Source organism: Nocardia cyriacigeorgica (assembly GCF_005863245.1).
In the GTDB taxonomy this organism is placed as follows: Bacteria; Actinomycetota; Actinomycetes; order Mycobacteriales; family Mycobacteriaceae; genus Nocardia; species Nocardia cyriacigeorgica_C.
This window is the reverse complement of the sequence record NZ_VBUT01000010.1, coordinates 176820-197438: the sequence shown is the minus strand read 5'-3', so window position 1 is coordinate 197438 and position 20619 is coordinate 176820. Positions and strand designations below refer to the sequence as shown.

General features: G+C 67.0%; 21 protein-coding genes. 10 read left to right on the top strand and 11 right to left on the bottom strand.

Features of this window, described 5'->3' with window-relative positions:
- Nucleotides 1-105: 105 nt before the first annotated feature.
- Nucleotides 106-1197 carry an isochorismate synthase gene (locus FEK34_RS24045; RefSeq protein WP_138451270.1) on the bottom strand — a complete coding sequence of 364 codons (1092 nt, stop codon included), beginning with the start codon at nucleotides 1195-1197 and terminating at the stop codon, nucleotides 106-108.
- A 162-nt stretch (nucleotides 1198-1359) separates the two neighbouring features.
- Entirely contained in the window at nucleotides 1360-1827 is a 468-nt protein-coding gene (locus FEK34_RS24040; RefSeq protein WP_138451268.1) for a universal stress protein, read from the bottom strand.
- 141 nt (nucleotides 1828-1968) lie between these two features.
- On the opposite strand from FEK34_RS24040, the gene FEK34_RS24035 reads away from it, so the two are divergent.
- The 3 genes from FEK34_RS24035 to FEK34_RS24025 all read left to right on the top strand — a co-directional run bounded on the left by FEK34_RS24035 (nucleotide 1969) and on the right by FEK34_RS24025 (nucleotide 5246).
- Complete coding sequence (locus tag FEK34_RS24035) at nucleotides 1969-3132, top strand: glycoside hydrolase family 3 N-terminal domain-containing protein (protein ID WP_138451266.1); 1164 nt, start codon at nucleotides 1969-1971, stop codon at nucleotides 3130-3132.
- 106 nt (nucleotides 3133-3238) lie between these two features.
- On the top strand, nucleotides 3239-3838 hold the full coding sequence (locus FEK34_RS24030) for a TetR/AcrR family transcriptional regulator (protein WP_036541284.1): 600 nt from the start codon (nucleotides 3239-3241) through the stop codon (nucleotides 3836-3838).
- Between the two features lie 178 nt (nucleotides 3839-4016).
- Nucleotides 4017-5246, top strand: a complete 1230-nt coding sequence (locus FEK34_RS24025; protein ID WP_138451263.1) for a DUF5685 family protein — start codon at nucleotides 4017-4019, stop codon at nucleotides 5244-5246.
- A 59-nt stretch (nucleotides 5247-5305) separates the two neighbouring features.
- Here FEK34_RS24025 and FEK34_RS24020 read toward each other — a convergent pair whose 3' ends face one another.
- Entirely contained in the window at nucleotides 5306-6175 is an 870-nt protein-coding gene (locus FEK34_RS24020) for a MaoC family dehydratase (protein ID WP_138451261.1), read from the bottom strand.
- On the bottom strand, nucleotides 6172-7527 hold the full coding sequence (locus FEK34_RS24015; RefSeq protein WP_138451259.1) for a 3-oxoacyl-ACP reductase: 1356 nt from the start codon (nucleotides 7525-7527) through the stop codon (nucleotides 6172-6174). Before FEK34_RS24015 ends, FEK34_RS24020 begins: the two co-directional genes overlap by 4 nt.
- A gap of 270 nt (nucleotides 7528-7797) precedes the next feature.
- Between FEK34_RS24015 and FEK34_RS24010 the strand changes: the two genes are divergently transcribed.
- The 3 genes from FEK34_RS24010 to FEK34_RS24000 all read left to right on the top strand — a co-directional run bounded on the left by FEK34_RS24010 (nucleotide 7798) and on the right by FEK34_RS24000 (nucleotide 12261).
- Nucleotides 7798-9120: an acetyl-CoA C-acetyltransferase gene (locus FEK34_RS24010; protein ID WP_138451257.1), complete on the top strand. Its 1323-nt coding sequence runs from the start codon at nucleotides 7798-7800 to the stop codon at nucleotides 9118-9120.
- Nucleotides 9121-9589: 469 nt separating this feature from the next.
- A complete protein-coding gene (locus FEK34_RS24005) occupies nucleotides 9590-10858 on the top strand; it encodes a hypothetical protein (protein ID WP_138451255.1) in 1269 nt (422 codons plus the stop codon).
- Between the two features lie 20 nt (nucleotides 10859-10878).
- Nucleotides 10879-12261: a lipase family protein gene (locus FEK34_RS24000; protein WP_138451410.1), complete on the top strand. Its 1383-nt coding sequence runs from the start codon at nucleotides 10879-10881 to the stop codon at nucleotides 12259-12261.
- A gap of 50 nt (nucleotides 12262-12311) precedes the next feature.
- Here FEK34_RS24000 and FEK34_RS23995 read toward each other — a convergent pair whose 3' ends face one another.
- Entirely contained in the window at nucleotides 12312-13628 is a 1317-nt protein-coding gene (locus tag FEK34_RS23995) for an alpha/beta fold hydrolase (protein WP_249359544.1), read from the bottom strand.
- A gap of 513 nt (nucleotides 13629-14141) precedes the next feature.
- On the opposite strand from FEK34_RS23995, the gene FEK34_RS23990 reads away from it, so the two are divergent.
- Nucleotides 14142-14702: a dihydrofolate reductase family protein gene (locus FEK34_RS23990; RefSeq protein WP_138451251.1), complete on the top strand. Its 561-nt coding sequence runs from the start codon at nucleotides 14142-14144 to the stop codon at nucleotides 14700-14702.
- A gap of 112 nt (nucleotides 14703-14814) precedes the next feature.
- Here the strand turns inward: FEK34_RS23990 and FEK34_RS23985 are convergent, their stop codons facing one another.
- The 3 genes from FEK34_RS23985 to FEK34_RS23975 all read right to left on the bottom strand — a co-directional run bounded on the left by FEK34_RS23985 (nucleotide 14815) and on the right by FEK34_RS23975 (nucleotide 16102).
- Entirely contained in the window at nucleotides 14815-15450 is a 636-nt protein-coding gene (locus FEK34_RS23985; protein WP_171048359.1) for a Uma2 family endonuclease, read from the bottom strand.
- Between the two features lie 87 nt (nucleotides 15451-15537).
- On the bottom strand, nucleotides 15538-15891 hold the full coding sequence (locus FEK34_RS23980) for a hypothetical protein (RefSeq protein ID WP_138451248.1): 354 nt from the start codon (nucleotides 15889-15891) through the stop codon (nucleotides 15538-15540).
- 4 nt (nucleotides 15892-15895) lie between these two features.
- A complete protein-coding gene (locus tag FEK34_RS23975; RefSeq protein ID WP_138451246.1) occupies nucleotides 15896-16102 on the bottom strand; it encodes a hypothetical protein in 207 nt (68 codons plus the stop codon).
- Between the two features lie 255 nt (nucleotides 16103-16357).
- Here FEK34_RS23975 and FEK34_RS23970 point away from each other — a divergent pair, with 255 nt between their 5' ends.
- The 3 genes from FEK34_RS23970 to FEK34_RS23960 all read left to right on the top strand — a co-directional run bounded on the left by FEK34_RS23970 (nucleotide 16358) and on the right by FEK34_RS23960 (nucleotide 18229).
- Nucleotides 16358-17221 (top strand): DUF5753 domain-containing protein, encoded by an 864-nt coding sequence (locus FEK34_RS23970; protein WP_138451244.1) that lies wholly within the window; start codon nucleotides 16358-16360, stop codon nucleotides 17219-17221.
- A 5-nt stretch (nucleotides 17222-17226) separates the two neighbouring features.
- Nucleotides 17227-17565: a DUF397 domain-containing protein gene (locus FEK34_RS23965; RefSeq protein ID WP_138451242.1), complete on the top strand. Its 339-nt coding sequence runs from the start codon at nucleotides 17227-17229 to the stop codon at nucleotides 17563-17565.
- Nucleotides 17566-17851: 286 nt separating this feature from the next.
- Nucleotides 17852-18229, top strand: a complete 378-nt coding sequence (locus FEK34_RS23960; protein ID WP_138451240.1) for a hypothetical protein — start codon at nucleotides 17852-17854, stop codon at nucleotides 18227-18229.
- A gap of 9 nt (nucleotides 18230-18238) precedes the next feature.
- Here the strand turns inward: FEK34_RS23960 and FEK34_RS23955 are convergent, their stop codons facing one another.
- The 3 genes from FEK34_RS23955 to FEK34_RS23945 form a co-directional block, all read right to left on the bottom strand.
- A complete protein-coding gene (locus tag FEK34_RS23955) occupies nucleotides 18239-18730 on the bottom strand; it encodes a GbsR/MarR family transcriptional regulator (protein WP_138451238.1) in 492 nt (163 codons plus the stop codon).
- A gap of 75 nt (nucleotides 18731-18805) precedes the next feature.
- Nucleotides 18806-19570, bottom strand: a complete 765-nt coding sequence (locus FEK34_RS23950) for an ABC transporter permease subunit (protein ID WP_138451235.1) — start codon at nucleotides 19568-19570, stop codon at nucleotides 18806-18808.
- Between the two features lie 33 nt (nucleotides 19571-19603).
- Nucleotides 19604-20491: an ABC transporter ATP-binding protein gene (locus FEK34_RS23945; protein ID WP_138451233.1), complete on the bottom strand. Its 888-nt coding sequence runs from the start codon at nucleotides 20489-20491 to the stop codon at nucleotides 19604-19606.
- Nucleotides 20492-20619: the final 128 nt, after the last annotated feature.

Sequence of the window (20619 nt, the reverse complement as noted above, 5' to 3'; positions counted from 1 at the left end):
GTCGCTGTCGCGGGTCGGCGGTAGTTCGCGGCGCGATTCGGCCGTGCTTCGAATCGCGCCGTGGCGGTGTCGACGATTCCGGGCGTGGTGCCGGCGTCGACCGGATCATGTCGGCAGCGCGCAGTTGAGACTGTCGAGCAGGGTGCGCAGTTTTGCGGTCGTCTCGTCCAGTTCGATCCGGGGCTCCGAGGCCGCGACGATCCCACCGCCGGCGAACGCGCGCAGCGAGAGCCCGTCGGCCGCGATCTCGGCGCAGCGGATCGCCACCACCCAGTCGCCGTCGCCGTCGGCGTCGCACCAGCCGGCGGCGCCACCGTAGAACCCGCGGTCGCCTTCGAGTTCGATGATCGCCTCCAGCGCGTCCGGTGTGGGGGTCCCGCACACGGCGGGCGTCGGATGCAGCAGCAGCGCCAGTTCCAGGGCGGTGGGCGCGGGATCGCGCAGGGTGCCGGTGATCGGGGTGCCCAGATGCCAGACCTGCTGGGTCTGCACCAGTTCGGGGCCCTCCGGGATCGATAGCGATGAGCACAGTGGGCCGAGCTTGTCGGCGATCCAATCGATGACGAAGGCGTGCTCATCGCGATTCTTGGTGCTGGACAGCAGTTCCCGGGCCTGCACGGCGTCGGCGTCCGGGTCAGCCAGGCGGGGTAGGGTGCCCGCGAGCGGATGCAGGGTGACGGTCGTGCCGTGCCGGGAGACCAGCACCTCGGGCGTCGCGCCCACCAGCGCCTCGCCCGCCCGCCCGGCCGGGGTCAAATCCACCGCGTAGACGTGTGCGCGCGGATGCCGGGTGAGCAGATGCGCAGCCACCACCTCAGCGTCCAGCGGTTCGGCGGCAGCGGCGAGCACCGACCGCGCCGCCACCACCTTGCGCAACGGCCGACGGGTATCGCCGAGCTGTTCGACCAGTTTCGCCACCCGCGCCAGGTGCTCGCCGGTGCTCGGCAGCTCGCTGATCACGCTGACCGGCGGCAGTTCGGGAACGGCGGCCGGGCGCCACGGTCCAGCGGTGTGCTCCACCCGCCCCGGCACGCTCAACGCCGCCGGTTCGCGCGGGTCGAAGGGCAGGGCGCCGACCACCATCGCGGCCGTCCCGTCGCGCAGCGCGGTGACCGCCCGCTGTGCGTCATCGAAGGTGGCGCGTGTGTCGTACGCCCGGACCACACCGTCCGGGGCGGCCAGCAAGAACCCGTCCATAGCCCGACGGTAGCCCCGGAATTCCCGGAGTTGGTGAGCTACGTCCGCCGGGGCGACGTAGATCTCATCGAGCCTCGGCCGGGCGCCGGCGGTGTAGCGAAGGCGTCGACCGGGATGACCGCTGCCGACTGAGGCCGCACATCGCAGGGCCGGGCGGCCGGTTCACTTGGCCGGCGGAACCAGGAAGACCGGCCGATGGCAGTGCTTGAGCACCGCGTCGGCCACGCTGCTGTGCAGCAGCGCGCGGATGCCGGTGGCGCCGCGGGTACCGGCGACGATGACGTCGACATTCAGCTCGTCGGCGCATTCGACGATGGCGTTCCAGATCGTCGAGGTGCATTCGGCGGTTCTGGCCTCGGCGTTGAGTCCGGCCAATTCGGCCAGGCGCACACCTTCACGATTGGTTTCGCGGGCCGAGACGTAGGCGACGTCCTCGATCTCCTCGTCGGGAACCCATTCCGGCTGCATCACACCGGAGAGCCCGGAGATGCGGGCGGCCTGGCGCACCATGGGTTCCCATGCGGTGAGCACGACCGCGCGATTGGCCGTGAGGAACCGCCCGGCGTATTCGATGGCCCGCTTGGCGTGGTCGGACCCGTCGTAGGCGATGAGCATCAGATCGCAAGGCACGGCGACCTCCCGGTGGTCTCCTGGCTACGTCCTCAGGTTACTCCCGGACCGGGCCGGTGAGCGGCTCCCGCGCGGGCGCGCTCACCGCCGATGGGCGGTGCGGATTACCGTCGACCCGTGCGCGCGGATTACCGTCGTTATATGCGCAAGACGCCTCTGGTCCTGTTCGCGGTTCTGGCTGCCATCGCGACCGGATGTTCCGGTGGTGATGCCGGGAATTCGGCCACCTCGCGCCCGGTTGCCACCGAGGCGACTCCGGCCGCCACGCCCGGCGCCACCACCACCGCCGAACGCGACTGTTCGGCCGATTATCTGGCGAAGTTCACGCCGCGTCAGAAGCTGGCCCAGCTGCTCACCGTCGGTGTCAACAGCACCGCCGACGCGCTGGCCGTGGTGCGTGATCACCAGGTGGGTGGCATCTTCATCGGCGGCTGGACCGATCAGTCGCTGCTGGCCGACGGTCAGGTGGAACAGGTGAAGGCGGCGGCGAATGTGCCGCTGATGGTCACCATCGACGAAGAGGGCGGGCGCGTCTCGCGGGTCAGCGATCTGATCGGCCCGGCGCCCTCGGCCCGGCAGACCGCCAAGACGATGACCACCGAGGAGTTCTACACCGCGACGCTGGAGCGGGGTAAGGCGCTCAAAGACCTCGGCGTGACGGTGAATTTCGCGCCCGACGTCGACGTCAGCAGCCAGCCGGACAACTCCGTCATCGGCGACCGATCCTTCTCCGACGACCCGATGGTCGTCACCGAGTACGCCGGCGCCTACATCCGCGCGATGCGCGAGGTCGGGGTCGGCACCGTCATGAAGCATTTCCCGGGGCACGGCGCCGGTTCCGGCGATTCGCATCTGGGCGCGGTGCGCACCCCGCCGCTGGATCAGTTGCAGAACCGCGATCTGGTGCCGTTTCGCGATCTGGTCGGTTCGGGTGCGGGCGTGATGGTCGGGCATCTGGACGTGCCGGGACTGACGGCGCCGAACGTGCCCGCCAGCATCAGCCCGGCGGCGATGGAACTGCTGCGCAAGGGCACCGGTTACGGCGCGGCCCCCTTCGACGGGCCGATCTTCACCGATGATCTCGGCGGCATGGCGGCCATCACCGATCGCATGAGCATTCCGGAGGCGGTGGAGGCCTCGCTGGTGGCCGGTGCCGACAACGCCCTGTGGATCACCACCGATGCCGTTCCGCAGGTGCTGGACCGGCTCGAACAGGCGGTGTGGAGCGGGCGGCTGCCCATCGCGCAGGTGGACGCGTCGGTGTTGCGGATGGCGTGGTTCAAGGGTGCGCCGCTGCACTGCTGACAGGCCCGCGGCGAAAAACTCATTCTGAGCGACTGCCGGGCAAATCTGTCCAACAAGAACTTACCTTGGAGTAATATAGGGTGCTCACCCTGTAGTAGGAGAGCGGATGGCGGGCGGAACGAAGCGACTTCCTCGGGCGGTTCGTGAGCAACAAATGCTCGACGCCGCCGTCGAGGTGTTCTCGCGTAAGGGTTTCCACGAAACCTCGATGGACGCCATCGCCGCCGAGGCCAAGATCTCCAAGCCGATGCTCTACCTCTACTACGGTTCCAAGGACGAACTGTTCCGCGCCTGCATCCAGCGCGAGGGCCTGCGGCTGATCGAATCCGTCGCACCGGCCGGAAATCCGCTGCTGTCCCCGCACGAACAGTTGCGCACCGCGCTGGAAGGCTTCCTCGGTTTCGTCGACCACAACCGGCATTCCTGGCAGGTGCTCTACCGCCAGGCCATCGGCCAGCAAGCCTTCGCCTCCGAAATCGAGAACGCCCGCGAGCGCGTCATCGAACTGACCGCCAAACTGCTCGAATCCAGCGCCAAGCACGCCGAACCCGGCACCGACTTCGACGTCGTCGCTGCGGCCGTCATCGGCGCGGGCGAGGCCATCGCCGACCGCGTCGCCACCGGCCGAATCGAAGTCTCCAAGGCCGTCGACCTCCTCGACGACCTCGCCTGGAGCGGTCTCGCCGGCCGCAAAAAAGCCGAATAGCCCCGCGAGCGCTACATGAGCGAGGGCGCTACTCGCGAAATGCCTCAGCCATGTAGCACTCGTGCGGGCTCTGAGGGGGCGCGGGCGGCGGCGGAGTTGCCGCGCGGCGCGGTAGGTGCGAGAGTTCGGGGCGTTCTACGGGGCCGGGGATTTCGGCAAGACTTCGCGGAGGGGACGTTTGTTCGGGTTGCTGAAGCCGTGCGCGCACAGTGCGGCGAAGTACGGGGTGGATCCACAGCAGTGGCAGGCGCATATGTGCGGGCTGTGCCTGGGCCTGCGCGACGGGCACGGGCAACTTGCCCGCAGCGCCACCAATACCGATGCCATCGTGCTGAGCATGCTCACCGAGGCGCAGCGCGAAGGCCGGGTCGAGCGGATCTCCGCCGGACCGTGCGCGCTGCGCGGCATGCGCCGGGCGCAGGTGGCCACGGCTGATTCGGCGGGGATCATGCTGGCCTCGACGGCGTCACTGCTGTTGGGCTCGGCCAAGATTCGTGACCACGTCGAGGACGACGGCGACACCTCAGTGCTGACCCGCCGTCCCATGGCGAAGATGTCGACCCGCTGGGCCGACGCCGCCCGCCGCCAGGCCCAACTGATCGGCTTCGATGTGGAACCGCTTGTCGCGGCGCTCGATTCGCAAGCCGATCGCGAACGCCGCGCGCACCTGCTGACCCTCGACGAGCTGACCGAGCCCGCTCAGCTGTGCGCCGCGGAATTCTTCGCCCACTCCGCCGTGCTCGCAGAGCGGCCGGACAACATCGCGCCCTTGCGCGAGGCCGGCAGGCACTTCGGCCGCATCGCCCACCTGGCCGACGCCATCGAGGACTTCGAGACCGATCGCGAACGCGGCCGGTTCAACCCGCTCGTCGCCACCGGCACCGGCATGCCGCAGGCGTATGACCTACTGCACCAGTCGGATTCGCGCTTGCGTGCCGCCATAGCGGCGACCAATCTCGGAGACCGGCCCGCGGTGCGATGGATGCTGCTCGACCCGCTACACGCGCTGATGCGGCGCATCGGGCGCGGCGCGGGGGCCGTGGCCCACGTGTGCTCGGTCGCACCGCTTGAGCCGGAATTCCCGGACGGACGCCGGGCCGAGCGCGGCCGCTTCGGCGCGCAGGCGCGCAGGGACCGCACCGGCCATCGTCCGCCGACCCGCCGCCCCGGTATCGCCGAGGCCATACCCGCCATCCTCGGCATCTACTGCACCGGATACGCGTGCTGCGCCGACCACACCAATCCGTGTAACGGTGAACAACGCCCGGCCTGGTGGAAAGAAAACCTCGGCAATTGCTGCGATGGCATCGACTGCTGCTCGAACTGCGGCAGTTGCTGCGGCGGGGGTGAAGGCGGGGGCGGTTGCTGTGATGGCTGCTGCTGCAACGGATGCGGTTGCGACTGCTGAACCGAAAGAGCCGCGCACCCCGGAAGGTGCGCGGCTCCAGTCGCATCGCCCGAATCCGCTCAGCGCAGCGTCGCCGTCAGATGCGGGTATCCCTTCTTCGGGTGCCGCAGCGCCAGATCCCAGCCGCCGTCGGCCTGATCGGCGTACAGGTTCACCGTCGACGGCAGGAAGATCGGCTTACCGAACTTCACCGAATAGGTGACCTGTTCCGGAATCCGGCCCTCGATCGATCCGAGAACCGTTGCCGCCGACCACATGCCGTGCGCGATCGGCTTCGGGAAACCGAACGCCTTGGCGCCGAGGGCGGAGGTGTGGATCGGGTTGTGGTCGCCCGAGGCGGCCGCGTACCGGGTGATCGTCGGCTGATCCACCCGCAGGGTGCGCAGCGGGGGCGGCGGCACCTCGTCGGGCTTGGGTTCGGGCTTGGGCCCACCCGAGAGCGAGGTGCGCTGCTGGTGCAGGAAGGTGGTGACCTGACGCCACACCAGCTCGCGGCCCACCCGGATCTCGCTGATCGCGTCGACCAGCAGGCCCTTCGGATGCTCGCGCAGATTCTCGATATGGGCGGTGATGTCGAGCGGTTCGCTCACCGAGATCTCGCGGGTCCGCTCGATGACGTTCTCCGCGTGCACCGCGCCCACCGCGACGAACGGGAAGTCGCGCTGCACCACCAGCTGCATCACCACCGGGAAGGTGAGGATGAACGGGTAGGTCAGCGGCAGCGAATCACCGAACCGCAGGCCCGTCGCCCGGCAGTAGGCGGCCAGGTGATCGGGATCCACGCGCACGCCGTCGAGCTTGATCTCACGGTCGGGCAGCGTCGGCTTACGCGCCGAGACCAGCGGCAGCGGTACCGAACCGAGCGCTGCCTTCAGGTACAGCTTGCCGTTCTTCGGCGGCTCGGTGAGGGTGATGGTCTCGGTCATCATGCTCCGATCAGGCTCTGACCGCAGACGCGAACCACGTTGCCGTTCACCGCGTTCGACGCCGGGCTGGCGAAGAAGGCGATGGTCTCGGCGACGTCGACGGTCTGGCCGCCCTGCAGCAGCGAGCTCATCAGCCGGCCGGCCTCGCGGGTGGCCAGCGGGATGGCGGCGGTCATCGCGGTCTCGATGAAGCCGGGGGCGACGGCGTTGATGGTGATGCCCTTCTCAGCCAGCTTCGGCGCCTCGGCGTTCACCATGCCGATGACGCCGGCCTTGGACGCGCCGTAGTTGGTCTGGCCGCGGTTACCGGCGATACCGGCGATGGAGGACACGTCGATGACGCGGCCACCGGCCTTCAGTGCGCCCGAAGCCACGAGGCCCTCGGTGATGCGGTGCGGTGCGGCCAGATTGACGTTGATGACCGAGTTCCAGCGGCCCTCGTCCATGTTGGCCAGCAGCTTGTCGCGGGTGATGCCGGCGTTGTGCACGATGATGTCGATGCCGCCGAAGCGTTCGGTGGCGAATTCGGCCAGCTTCTGCGCGGCGTCGGGGGAGGTGACGTCGAGCGCAAGCGCGGTGCCGCCGACCTTGTTCGCCGTCTCCGACAGCGCCTCACCGGCGGCCGGGATGTCGGCGACGATCACCTGGGCGCCGTCGCGGGCGAAGACCTCGGCGATGGTGGCGCCGATGCCGCGGGCGGCGCCGGTGACCACGGCGACCTTGCCCTCGAGCGGGCGGTCCCAGCTGGCCGGGGCCACGGCGTCGTCCTTGCCGACCCGGAAGACCTGGCCGTCGACGAAGGCCGACTTGGCCGAGAGCAGGAACCGCAGCGTCGATTCCAGGCCGGTGGCGGCGGCGGAGGCCTCCGGGTGCAGGTACACCAGGTTGGCGGTGGCGCCGCGCAGCAGTTCCTTGGCGACGCTGCGGGTGAAGCCCTCGAGCGCGCGCTGGGCGATCTGCTCGTCGACGCTGGAGGCCAGTTCCGGCGTGGTGCCGATGACGACGACGCGGCCGGAGGCGGCGATGCTGCGCATGGCCGGCTGGAAGAACTCGAACAGTTGCGAGAGGTCCTCGATGGTGCCGATGCCGGTGGCGTCGAAGACCAGCGCGCCGTACTTGGTGCCCTGGCTGGGGGCGTCGGCGAAGGTGTAGTCGGTCAGCAGGGCGCGGATCGGTTCGGCGACCCGGCCTTTGCCGCCCAGCAGCACCGGACCCGGCAGCGCGGGCTCACCCTTGACGTAGCGCCGCAGGGTTTCCGGCTGCGGCAGGCCCAGCTTGCTCGCGAGGAAGGCGCCGGGGGCGGAATGGACGAACGATCCGTAGAGGTTGGGTGCACCCTTGCTCTTGGCTGCCACGATTCCCACCTTTTCTGTGCTCGATGTCTTGGATGTCGGTGCGTCCCCCTGATTGCGCTCGCATCACTCCATAGGCTGCCTGACCAGCGGCGCAGGCTTCGCCCGTGAGGTGCGCGAGCGCACAATTGCGGGGTGCGGTATCGACAACAAACTTACTCCAGAGTAAGTTTAATGTAAACCGATTGCGACCGGGCGCCGAACCGTGTGGAGGGGTTCCGCACCAGCGCCCGGGACGCGGCGGAAGATCCCGACGAGACCTTGGAGACTCGAGTGACTAGCAAAGCCCGTTCGACGAAGAGCCCGGCCACCACCACCAAGCAGCCGCGTCCGGTCGCGATCGTTGGCGGTAACCGGATTCCGTTCGCTCGTTCCGACAAGGCGTACGCCCACGCCTCCAACCAGGACATGTTCACCGCCGCCCTGGACGGCCTGGTCAGCCGCTTCGGCCTGCAGGGCGAGCGGCTCGGCATGGTCGTCGGCGGCGCGGTGCTCAAGCGGGTCGGCGAGCACGGCATGATCCGCGAGAGTGTGCTCGGCAGCAAGCTCAGCCCCTACACCCCCGCCCACGACCTGCAGCTGGCCTGTGGCACCGGCCTGCAGGCCATCGTCACCGTCGGTGACGCCATCGCGGCGGGCCGTATCGACGCCGGCATCGGCGGCGGCACCGACACCACGTCGGACGCGCCCATCGGCGTCAGCGAGGGCATGCGCGAATGGATGCTCGACGCCAACCGCGCCAAGACCAACAAGGACCGCCTGAAGCTGGTCGGCCAGCTGCGCCCGAGCATGCTCGGCATCGAGATCCCGCGTAACGCCGAACCGCGCACCGGCCTGTCGATGGGTGAGCACGCCGCCATCACCGCCAAGGAATTCGGCATCGCCCGCGAGGCCCAGGACGAGCTGGCCTACCTGTCGCACAAGAACATGGCCGCGGCCTACGACCGTGGTTTCTTCGACGACCTGATCACCCCGTTCCTCGGACTGACCCGCGACGACAACCTGCGCCCCAACTCCTCGATCGAGAAGCTGGCCACCCTGAAGCCGGTCTTCGGCGTCAAGGCCGGTGACGCGACGATGACCGCGGGCAACTCCACCCCGCTCACCGACGGCGCCTCCGCGGTGCTGCTGTCCAGCGACGAATGGGCCGCCGAGCGCAACCTGCCGGTGCTCGCGCACCTGGTGGACTCCGAGGTCGCCGCCGTCGACTACATCCACGGCCCCGACGGCCTGCTGATGGCGCCCACCTACGCGGTGCCGCGCATGCTCGCCCGCAACGGCCTGACCTTGCAGGACTTCGACTACTACGAGATCCACGAGGCCTTCGCCTCGGTCGTGCTCGCCACCCTGCAGGCGTGGGAGTCCGACCAGTACTGCAAGGAGCGCCTCGGCCTGGACGGCGCGCTGGGCTCCATCGACCGCAGCAAGCTCAACGTCAACGGCTCCTCGCTGGCCGCGGGCCACCCGTTCGCCGCCACCGGCGGCCGCATCGTGGCCTCGACCGCGAAGATGCTGGCCGAGAAGGGCTCCGGCCGCGCGCTCATCTCCATCTGCGCCGCGGGCGGTCAGGGCGTGGTCGCGATCCTGGAGCGCTGATCCGCTCCGCGTTCGCGCGGAATCCGATGTGCGGGGTGGCATCCGGCAGTGCGCCGGGTGCCACCCTTTTGCGTTGTCCGGCCTCGGGTGACAGCAGCGGCATTCGCTGCCGAGCTGATGTGCGTTACTGTTTTGTGATCTTTTGCATGCCATTCGGTCGATAATCCGGCGGCGATATGCCGCGTGGCGACGTCGACAGTCCCGCAATTACCAGGCGATCTCCCTTCGATTCCACTGATTCCGCGGACGCAACTCCCGGCGCGTGGCATGGTTGCATTTGCCGGTCAGGGTGTGTTTACCTGCTCGTAACCTGCTGGGCTGTCGGGGCCGGGGTGATCGATCGGTGTTTCGGCATCCGAGCCGGTTTGTCCGGAATGTGGCTATCCGCGGGAAATGTGCTGTCACAGCGCGCATTTCTTGAATTCGAGCTCGAGAAATCGAGCGTGCGAAGAGGAAGGCTGAACGGCTGATGCGTATCGGAATAGTGCTTCGAGCGGCAGTGGTGTTGCTCGCTGCCGCGGTCGGGCTGGGCCTGGCCACGGCGCCGGCCGCGGCCGACGACCTGGACCGCTATCTGGATCTGCCGCTGGTGAACCGCAATGCCGAAGCCGGACCGGGCGGCGTGCACCCGGACCTGCCCTACGACGCGGCCCAGCTGCGCGGCCTGCTCGACCAGGCGCGCGCCGAGGGCGTCGCCCCCACCCGCTACGCCGCCCTGCTCTATCAGTACTGGCTGGTGGACGCCACCAACAAGGCGGGAATCGACCTGCGCTCATGGAATCCGCGGGCAGGCGTCGAGGCCAATCGGCAGAACCTGATCCGGTCCTACCGCTACTACGAAGATCTGCAAATGGCGCACCGCGAATTGCAGTGGGCGGGCATGGGCGGCCAGGTCGGCGCCGATTTCGGGGGCGGCCTCATCGATTTCGAGCTGATGAGCAACATCTATTCGCTGCCCGGCCTGTCGGAATCGGCGCGCAGGGTGATCGGCGCGGTCGAGCAGGCCGCGGGCCCGCAGGCCGTCGCGATGCTCCCGCGTGGACTGGCGGCGCTCGCCGAGGCGGGACCGCGGATCACACCCGAGGACCTGCACTACATCATCGGGATGATCCTGGTGATGCAGAAGAACATCTTCTCCGACCTGATGCCGATGCACGACGCTTACGTCACCACGGGGCTGCCCGCGCTGGAGGAATTCCAGGCCGCCGGGCTCTTCGGCGCCGACATCATGAACGCCTGGCGCGATATCGCCTCCGGTGACCGCGACCGGATCGCCGCGGGCAACGCCACCCTGCTGCGCCGCGAACAGGAATGGGCGATCGGCGGGCAGTGGGACGCGGTCCGGGCCTATAAGGGCGCAGTCGGTGAGGCGATCACCTACGTCAGCGGTGCGGCCGGTTCGCCGTCGGTGGCCGGTGTCGCTCCGCCGCGCGAATTCAATCCGGTGCGAATTCCGTTCACCATGGCCGACGGCAGGCCCGCGCTGCTGACGATGCCGCTGCCGGATTGGAACTGGTCGGTGCTCGACGCCCGCTGGGAATACATCACCTCCGAGCTGCTGCCGAAATACAAGTGGCAGGTCGAAAACAATTGGCCCGCATTGGAAGCGGTCATGCGCACGCCATACGAGGTCCAGATGGAAACGCATCGCCCGCTGCTGAATATCCCGCAGCTGCTCGATTCGGCGGTGCGGCAGATGAAGGTGACGCCGGTGGGCGCGGAAATGGCGGTGAACTGACCATGAAGGCAGCACAATTCATGCGCTCGAACCAGCGGCGGAACGGCACTCGCTCACTGCGCCGTCCGCTGACCGCACTGTCGGTGGCGGCGCTGACCCTGTTCGCCGGTGCCGGAATAGCCTTCGCGCAACCCGCGCCCCCGGAGCCGTTCGTGCCACCGCGTACGCCCGGCCTCGGCGAAGTGTTCAACGGTTACGTCATCGGCACGCTCCAAGGCGCCACCCTCGCCTCACCGGGCGAAGCCTTCCAGGCCCTGCTCGCCAACGACCCCTTCTATCAGGAACCGCCGCTGACCGGCGACGAAAAGCCCGGCACGGTCCTGAAAGCCAAGAGGGTCGACGTCATGTTCTCCGGAGTGAAACCGGCGAACCTCGATGCCTACAAACTGATGTACGTGACCACCGGCGTCGACGGTGTCACCCCGGTGATCAGCACCGGCATCCTGATGATTCCCGTCGGCGGCAAGCCGAACGACCAGCGCAAGCTCATCTCGTATCAGGAGGCCAACGACAGCGTCGGCTGGTCCTGCCATCCCAGCACCCAGTGGACCGGCGGCGATCCGCTCGACGGCGCCTCCTGGTCGGCGCTCGGCCCGCTGGCGATGCTGTTCGGCAAGGGCTACGCGGTGATGATCTCCGATGTCGGCAATGACGCCGACCGCAAACCGCACGGCGTCTTCGCAGGCAAATTCGCCGCCCACGCCCAGCTCGACGGCGCCCGCGCGGCTCTGAACTTCCGGGAAGCGGGCCTGGATCCCAAGGCCCAGGTGGGTCTGTTCGGTATCGCCGGCGGCGGCGTCGGCGCGGGCTTCTCCGCCGAACTCCAGCCCACCTACGCTCCGGAACTGGATGTGAAAGCGACTGTGCTGGAAGGAATGGTGGTCAAGCCACGCAACTTCATGCGCGTGGCCGACGGTTCGGTGGGTTCGGGCTTCGCGTTCGCGACCCTGCTCGGTCTCGAGCCCTGGTATCCCGAGATGAAGATCGACGAAAAGCTCAACCCCGCGGGCAAAGCCATCGCCGACTTCTTCCGCACCCAATGCCAGACCCCCGCCTACTTCGGTATGCCGTTCGTCCCGCTGAAGATGCTGTTCAAGTCCGGTCTCAACCCCGCCGACGAACCGGCGTTCCAGCACGCCTACGACGACAACATCCTCGGCCAGGCGGGCACGCCGAAGTCCAAGGTGCTCATCACTTCCTGCGCCGCCGACGACTCGTTCATGTCCTTGGTTCCGGCCGCGGATTCCCGCGAACTGGCCGATATCTACCGGTCCAAGGGAACCGACGTCACGTACGCGCCGTCTAATTGCAGCATGATCCGCATGATCACCGACCTCTACGGTTGGGGCACCGATCTTTTCGGTATGCAGACCATCGATTGGCTTGATGCGCAGTTCGATTGATGCGGTAGGTGCCGCCCGGTCCGTGGGATAACGGCCGGGCGGCCGGCGGATCACGGCGGGTCGAGACGGCACTCCACGTCGGCCGCCGGTAGTTTCCCGTCGAGCAGGAAAGTGTCGACGGCGTCGGCCAGACATCGGCTCGGAAGCCCGAGGATGCCGTGCCAACGCACCGCACGCAATGTGACCAGCCGGGATTCACTCATCGCGCGCCGCATGGACTGCGCACCCGAATAGGGGGTGCGGATATCACCGTCGGCGTGCAAGAGCAGCACCAGCACAGAATGCTGGATCCGGGTCGGCGGCTCGAGTGGCGCGGGCCAGAACGCGCACGGTGCGATGTTATTGAACAGCGGGCCGAAGATCGGGCGCTCGATCCGGCTGCGTTCGATATTGCGCCAGTACCACTCCGGATCGCGCGGCGCGGCGACGTCACCGCATTTGACGGCCATATGCGCTTCGAACATTCCGCCCGATCCGGCCCACCCTCGCACCGCCTCCCACAGCGGAATCGGATGCACAACCGCGCCATCGCCCGCTGCTCGCAGCTGCTGAAGGAGCTCGGCCAGCCGGGCGGCATACGGCCCCAACGACAGCGCGAAGTTCAACGTCGTGAGCAAAATATCGTCGTCGACCGTCAACCCTGCGATCTCGATCGGTCGCTGCGCGACTCGCGCCATGAGGTCTCGAACGGTGGCCAGCACCGTCTCGGCGCTGTCGCCCAACTGAAACTGTTGCTGCTCGACGGCCACCTTCTCCGCCCACACCGCCAACGCGGCCTCGTTGGCCACGCCCGAATCCTGGAACAGACCGAGCCAGTACCGTTCCGGGTCGACCACACTGTCCAGCAGGATCCGGTCACTGTGTTCCGGGAACATCTGGGTGAACACCGCACCGAGGTAGCTGCCGTAGGACGGCCCGTAATAGCTGATCTTCGACTCACCGAGCACCGCGGCGATCATCCGCATGTCCCGCGCGGTGTTGCGGGTATTGATATGCGGTAGCGCCGCGCCCTCCGCCCCGATGCACAGTGCGGCCAACTGCGCGGCGCGCTGGACATCGCGATCGAAGGCCGCACGATCCTGGCCCGGCTGGGCATCGCCACCCGGCACCCGGCCCGGGGGCCATCCGCAGCTGACCGGCGTGGACTGTCCTACTCCGCGCGGATCGAATCCGATCAGGTCGTAAGCCGCACGCACCTCGGCCGACAGCCCGTTGCCGACCGCATCGCCCGGGTCGAGACCCGGCGCCCCAGGGCCACCGCTGTTGGTCAGCAGAACCCCACGCCGCCGAGCCGGGTCGGTCGACGGCACCCGCGAGATGGCGAGGCTGATCGTCCGTCCGCCGGGCGCACTGTAATCAAGGGGCACCCTGATCTCCGCGCATTCACCGCGCACAGCGATCAGATCAGGATCCGAACATCCATGCCACACCACCCGCTGACGCTCGAACGGTTCGAGTCCGGACCCTGCACCGACAAACCCGGCCCCGGTCCGGGCGAATGCGGCTCCGGTCCCGGCGAGCCCGGCTCCCGCTCCGCCCACCCCAGCCGCAGTCCGGGCGATTCCGGCCGCCGCATCGCCGAATCGGGCTTCCGCTCGGGATTGGGTACCGAGCCCCACGACGCTCGCCAGGGCTGCGCCGACGGTGACAAAGGCAGCGAAGCGCTGAAACCACCTGGCGTGCATATGAATCCCCTCCTGAGGGGAAGGTTATCGCGGGTGCGGTGGCAGGACAACGAAAATCCTCGCACCGCCAGCCGGCCCCGGACCTCGTCCGATGCGCGCTCTTTGTCGGCTGTTCCGGCGGTCCGATACACGGCAACCGGGCATGATGAGGACGTTCGGCCCCGAATCCACCGCCCTGTCGCCGAGGAGGTACCGGTGCTACCCGTCACGTACTCGATGAGCGTTTCGCTGGACGGTTTCATGGCCGGCCCCGGCGACGACATCAGCTGGACCGCCCCGGAGCCGGAGATCTTCCGCTTCCACATCGAGCAGACCCGCCACCTCGCCGGGATCGTCTGCGGCCGCAAGCTCTACGAGGCGATGCTGGTGTGGGAGACCGCCGAGGAAACCATGACCGACGAGGCGGAATTGGAGTTCGCCCGCATCTGGCGGCCGATCCCGAAGGTGGTGTTCTCGAAGACCCTGGACTCGGTGCAGGGCAATGCCCGCCTGGCCACCGACGATCTCGCCACCGAAATCGCGCGGTTACGGGACCAGCCGGGTGACGGCGTGGTGGAGATCGGCGGCGCCACCCTCGCCGCGGCCGCCATCGCCGAGGACCTGATCGATGAGTACCGCCAGTTCGTCTACCCGATCATCCTCGGCGCGGGCACGCCGTTCTTTCCGCCGCGCGCCGAACCCCTCGAACTGGAGCTGGTGGAGTCACGGGCACTGAGCCCGACCGTCGCCTACCTACGCCACCGCCGCAATCGCTGAGTTCCGCGGGTAGCCGCTCGAGCCGGCCTTCTTGATATTGATTCCCGGGCCGCCGCTCGAGTCGGCACTACATCGGGTGGTCGTTGAACACGTCGAGTCGGTTTCGGCACAGTCAGTCGATGCCGTCATCCAGGTCTTCCCACGACACCGAGACATCGAACGGCACCAGTGTTTCGATGGCGCGGCCCCCACGCGTGCGGCTTCGATGTGCCGCCGACACATAGCTCCCACTCGAGTCCAGCGTCAGCATCTCGACCGACACAGCGGGACCATCCTCGTTGGCCATCCGGACAATCCAGTAGTTGGGAATCCCGAACCGCGCGTACTCGGCGCGCTTATCCACCAGGTCGGCGGTCACGGTCGTCGGCGAGACGACCTCGACGACCAGCAGGGTATCCGCGACAGTCGGCTTGCGGTTCCACCGCGGACGGGGTTCGTCGATACAGCGGTAGACGATCACGTCGGGGCGTTTGTAATGAAACGGGACTTCGGACACCAGCATGTCGATATCGCGGTTCACCCGCACGCACGGCTCATCCGCAGACCGCTTCTCCTTGGCGTCCAACAGCGCCCGCTCGATATTGCGTGACACCGCGTTGTGGTTCGGCGACGCGGATTCGCAGTGAATGATCATCCCGTCTTTGATCTCGATCCGCCGCGCCAGATCTTCCGGCATGGCCAGATAGGTGTCGATGTCGACGGCGAGGCTGTAGGTTTCCGGGGCCGACCAATCGAATGCTTCCGACACGCTGACCATCCTTCGATTCGAGTCGAGGTCATCGTAGAGCAGGCTTCGTGGGCGTATGGCCAGCCTTCCGCCGCCCGGCCCCTCGCTTCACATAAACGGTCGATCCGGGTACACCTGCACGGACGTCCACTGGCGAGCGTAGGTCTCGTACGGCTGTGTGGTGATGATGTCGGCGGCCGGTAGGACGAGGTCGAAGGTGGCCTTGTCGAGGTGGGCGAGGGTGGGGACGATGACTGCTTCGGCGCGGTGGGCGTAGATAGCTGCCAGTAGATGTTCGGTGCGGTGCTCGGTGGCGGCGGTGTGTTCGATGACGTCGCCGGTCAAGGTGTATCCGAGTCGTGCTGCCCGGGTGATGATCTGGGCTCGGTCGAACTCGGCGGCCACGCCAGACAGGTCGGTGCGCAGGTATCCGACCGCCGGGGCCGGATCGTTGTCGTTCATCGGCTCAGGGCTCCAGGTAGAGGCGCTCGCAGGGCAGGCGGGTCAAACCCGTTGTGGCCCCGGGGAGGATCGCGGCGGATTCGGTGTGGCGCAGGGACCACTCGCGCAGAAACGCCGTCGCCGCGGAAACGCAGGCCGCGTAGTCGAAGCGGGCGCCGTGCAGGAACACGCTCAGGTGCACATCCGGTTCAGTGGGGCGCGGTGAGGTCATGGGTTGGTCCGGGCGGAATCCGGCGTTGGCCGGGTGTGAGGCACGTTTCCACTGGTAGAGCGGATGTTGTCGAACGCTGGTTGCTGCATGAGGTGTGCTTCCCCTCGACTCGGGCCGGATTGAGAAGGACTGTGATGACGCGCGATACACCGAAGAGTAAATCGATTAATTTAAGCAGACAAGAAATCCGCGAATCATGGCCAAAATTCGCGCTAGAGTGGGCCTTGTCTTCATACGCCACTGGGAGGGAGTGTCATGGTCTCGGCCTCGCCGACTGTTGCGGCATGGGAACTCGTCCTCCGCATTCGAGAGCAGAGCAAGGCGTGCGGGATCAAGGCTGTCGCGATCCAGAAGGCGCTGGATGTCAGCGCAGCGTACTGGTCACAGGTGATGAACCATCGCGGCATCCTGACCGAGGAGAAGCTGATCCAGCTCATCGAACTGCTGGATTTCGATGCGGACGAGCGAGCCGAGCTGCTCGCGCTCCGCAAGGTGGCGAAGGAGCGCGGCTGGTGGGCGGAGTACTCGTCGATCCTGCACCCGGAACTACTGCGGTATTACGGACTGGAGGACGGCACCCGGCATTTGCGTGACGTCGAGGGGAGTGTGATACCCGGACTGCTCCAAACCGAGGACTACATCCGGGCCTTGATGTCCTCGGTGGTCTCAACTCGCCCGACGGAGGCTGAGCGCCGGGTGCGGATTCGGTTGCGCCGCCAGCGCTTGCTGGAGCGCCGGGACCCGCTGCAGCTTTCTGTTGTCCTCGGTCAGGCCGTCCTGATGCAGCAGGTTGGCGGGCCTGACGTGCAACGTGCTCAGTTACGGCATCTCATGGATCTTGCTGACAGATACGCCGGCAACTTGGATCTCCGGGTCGTTCCCTTCGACGCGCAGGGATCGGCCGCGAGCCTGAACGTGTCGACCCTGCACCTGATGGATTTCGATAGCGTCCGGCTGCCGACATTGGGCTGGCTCGAATCAGCGATCCATTTCGAGGTGATCGAGGACAGGCCACGGATCGAAACGCTCGAGTACCAGTTCAAACAGGTCGTCGGCATCGCCCTGGATCAAGATGCGTCACTTCGACTGATTGATCGGATCGCCACCCGGATAAAGTAGGCGGCATGCGCGCCGATTGGTTCAAGTCCACTTTCAGTGGCGGTGAGGGAGCGTGCGTCGAGGTCGCGCACCGGGCTACCACCGTTCTGATTCGCGACAGCAAGTACACCGGCCCCGCCACCGATCAGCCGATCATCGAGGTCCCCACCTCCCACTGGCGCCGATTCCTCGACGACTGCCTGAGCGGCAATCCCACCACCATCCCCGGCATCCTCACGCTGGCCATCCATCCTGATGGGTCTGCCACGCTCGCTACCCCCGAGGGCACGGAACTCGCCTACACCCCCGCCGAATGGGATGCGTTCGTCAAGGGAATCGCGGACGGCCAGTTCGACCGCTCCTGAGCGTGAGCGCGGCCCGATCGGCAAGATTTTGCCGATCGCGTCCTGTTGCGTTCGGGCTGGAGCGGACACCGGCCATATCGGCAATATTCTGCCGTTCGGCTGCTCATGACGGTGCACCTCCGGACGCGGGTTCAACGCTGTCTCGAGGGCGAGGGTGATGGGCCACGAGCCGGGAGGATGACACGCTCGGCCCGCGAGGGAGGCTGATCGAGCGGCAGTTCTCCCGGCCTGCCCGGTCGATTTCTGCGATCCTTGATTCGTCGCAGTCCTATCCCGAGGTGCTCGTATGCTCAAGCCTCTCTTCGTGACCACGGCGAGCTATCTCGCGGCCGTCGGTCTGGCCTTGATATTCGTGCCGTCGCAGTTCGGCGTCGGTGCGGTGCCCGACGATGCGTCGCCGGAACTGATCGCCCTGCTCCGGCTGCTCGGCGGGCCGCTGCTGGGGATCGCGGTGTTGAACTGGACCTCGCGTAATGCGGAGCCGGCGTCGGTGCGTGGCACTGTGGTGCCCGCGAATATCGTCGGCTTCGGTGCTGTCGCCGCCAACGATGTGTGGGGCGTGTTCAGCGGCGATGCCCGCGACCTCGCCGCGGTGTTCCTCGTCGTGCACCTGGGCTTCACGCTCGGCTTCCTCTACGTGTGGGTGCGCAGCCGGAGGGCGTGAAGGCGCAGCTCAGGCGGGTGGGTGTTCGGCGTACCACCGGTCGATCAACGCCGGAAGCTCTTTGCCCATCCACACGAAGAATTCGTGCATCTCGCGTACCCGGGAAGCCTGCTCGCTGTCCGGGTCCTCGAACAGGGCCAGCCCGCGCGAGGTCATCGCGGTCAGGTCCTCGTACTGGGTGCTCTGCTGGCGGGTGAGTTCGGGGAGCACGCCCGCGCGCAGGATGTAATAGTCCTTGCGGTCGCCCGGTTTGGAGATCTTGTCGACCCAGCGCATCGTGGTGAGGTTTTTCAGCGCATTGGAGATGGAGCCCTTCGACGCCTGCAAGGCATCGGCGATCTGCGCGAAGGTCTGTTCGGGCGGCGAGCAGACCATCAGCCAGCCCATGGCGCGGCCGGTCATCCGGACCAGGCCCATGCGTTCGAGCACGAGCGCGAAATCCTCGACGAAGGCCAACTGCTCCGGGGTCGGGGCCGCCGGAAAGCGTTCCGAACTGGTCATCGGTCGAGTATCCCTTCCGGGGTGGAGAAACGGGAAAACGGGGCGGGCCACCTCGGCCCGCCCCGTACGTACTGTTCACACCGCCAGATCCCGGCGATCGAAGCACACCAGCGCCGCGATCAGCGCGAGGCCCGCGCACACCGCCAGCACCGCGAGGTGCCCTGCGTTCCAGCCGTTGACAAGCGGGGAATCCCCGTTGGCGTAGTAGAACGGCGAGAGCTTGCGCAGCCAGTCGTCGCCCAGATTGTTGGCCAGGTATCCGGCGACGGTGAGCAGCGCCGCCACACCCAGCGCCAGTGCACGCTTGCCGGTTGCCGCGCCGACCAACAGCGCGACGGCTCCCGCGAACAGGGCGAGCAGTCCGAGCCCGGCGCTGGCAGCGACGATATTGCCGGTCGCCACCTCGAGGTTGCCGGAGTCCGCGCCGGCGACCACGCTCACCGTGAGCACCACGCTCACGATCGCGACCTGAACCGCGAGCGCGGCGAAACGCTGCAACAGCAGCCCGGTGCGGCTGATCGGCTGGGCCAGCAGCAGATCCAGGCTGCCGTTCTCTTCCTGGGTGGCCGTCCTGGTGGCGATGGTGACCGCGAAGATCAGCATCAACAGCAAACCCATCAGCGAGTACACCGTGGAGTTGAGAAACCCGGTGCCGCTGGCGAAATCGCTGAGCCCCATCGCGTCGTACATGCTGTTCTGCTGGATATCGAGCGAGCCCTGCTCTTTCAGCGATTGATAGGACGGCAGATAGATCATCGGGACGATGGCCAGGCCGATCGACCAGCCGATCAGGCCGCGGCGCTGTTCTTTCAGGGTCTGGGTGAACACTGTGCGCTTCATATCGAATTCTCCTGTGCGGAAGGGTGAGTGGGGTCAGCGGCCGTAGAGGCTGAAGAAGATCTGTTCCAGGTCCGGTTCGTTGGACAGCACGCTGACCAGCTGGTATTTGGCGGCGACCTTGAACAACGCGTCCACCTCGCCCTCGGTGGTGCAGCGCAGGGTGGTGCCCTCGATGTCCAGATCGCGCACGCCGGGCAGGCGGGTGAAATCGTCGGGGAAGATCTCCTCGCCGAACGTCAGCTCGACCGCACGCGGCGAACGCCGCCGCAGATCCTCGACGTTCTCGGTGCCGAGCAGTTTCCCGGCCCGCATGATGACCGCGCGGTCGGCGGTCTGCTGCACCTCGGTGAGGATGTGCGAGGACATGAACACCGTCTGCCCGTTGCCCTTGGCCTCGGTCACCAGGTCCAGAAAGCGCTGTTGCAGTAGTGGATCGAGCCCGGAGGTGGGTTCGTCCAGGATCAGCAGGTCGGGGTTGTGCATGAACGCGGCGATGATGCCGACCTTCTGCTTGTTGCCCTTCGACATCGAGCCGACCTTCTTGGACAGATCCAGGTCGAGCAGCTCGGCCAGTTCCGCGATGCGGCGCTGGGTGACGTCGCCGCGCTGGTCGGCGAGAAAGGTCAGCAGTTCGCGTGCCGACTGGCGGCCTTCGATCGCCAATTCGCCGGGCAGATAACCGATTCGGTGACGCAGCTCGGCGCCGCCGGCGCGTGGGTCCATGCCCAGGACTTCCACGCGGCCCGAGGTCGGCCGGATCAGGTCGAGCAGGATCCGGATGGTGGTGGATTTGCCCGCGCCGTTGGGGCCGAGAAACCCGAACACCTCACCCTCGAACACCTCGAGGTCCAGATCGGTGAGCGCGACATGCTTGCCGTAGTGCTTGGTGAGGCCCTCGGTGCGGATGGCGGCGGTGGTCATGATGCTCCTTGCAGAGGATTCCGTTAACCGGTTCAGTCTTGCGAGTTCCGCAATGACTGATGTGTTCAGTAAAGACTGAACATAGAGAACCTGTCAAGATCTCGCGGGGAGCTTCGTTCTGGCGATCC

Coding starts and splice junctions, on each gene's coding strand:
- FEK34_RS24045 (WP_138451270.1), bottom strand. CDS start 1,197: ATGGACGGGTTCTTGCTGGCCGCCCCGGACGGTGTGGTCCGGGCGTAC.
- FEK34_RS24035 (WP_138451266.1), top strand. CDS start 1,969: ATGCGCAAGACGCCTCTGGTCCTGTTCGCGGTTCTGGCTGCCATCGCG.
- FEK34_RS24030 (WP_036541284.1), top strand. CDS start 3,239: ATGGCGGGCGGAACGAAGCGACTTCCTCGGGCGGTTCGTGAGCAACAA.
- FEK34_RS24020 (WP_138451261.1), bottom strand. CDS start 6,175: ATGATGACCGAGACCATCACCCTCACCGAGCCGCCGAAGAACGGCAAG.
- FEK34_RS24005 (WP_138451255.1), top strand. CDS start 9,590: ATGCGTATCGGAATAGTGCTTCGAGCGGCAGTGGTGTTGCTCGCTGCC.
- FEK34_RS24000 (WP_138451410.1), top strand. CDS start 10,879: ATGCGCTCGAACCAGCGGCGGAACGGCACTCGCTCACTGCGCCGTCCG.
- FEK34_RS23980 (WP_138451248.1), bottom strand. CDS start 15,891: ATGAACGACAACGATCCGGCCCCGGCGGTCGGATACCTGCGCACCGAC.
- FEK34_RS23975 (WP_138451246.1), bottom strand. CDS start 16,102: ATGACCTCACCGCGCCCCACTGAACCGGATGTGCACCTGAGCGTGTTC.
- FEK34_RS23970 (WP_138451244.1), top strand. CDS start 16,358: ATGGTCTCGGCCTCGCCGACTGTTGCGGCATGGGAACTCGTCCTCCGC.
- FEK34_RS23965 (WP_138451242.1), top strand. CDS start 17,227: ATGCGCGCCGATTGGTTCAAGTCCACTTTCAGTGGCGGTGAGGGAGCG.
- FEK34_RS23960 (WP_138451240.1), top strand. CDS start 17,852: ATGCTCAAGCCTCTCTTCGTGACCACGGCGAGCTATCTCGCGGCCGTC.
- FEK34_RS23955 (WP_138451238.1), bottom strand. CDS start 18,730: ATGACCAGTTCGGAACGCTTTCCGGCGGCCCCGACCCCGGAGCAGTTG.
- FEK34_RS23950 (WP_138451235.1), bottom strand. CDS start 19,570: ATGAAGCGCACAGTGTTCACCCAGACCCTGAAAGAACAGCGCCGCGGC.
- FEK34_RS23945 (WP_138451233.1), bottom strand. CDS start 20,491: ATGACCACCGCCGCCATCCGCACCGAGGGCCTCACCAAGCACTACGGC.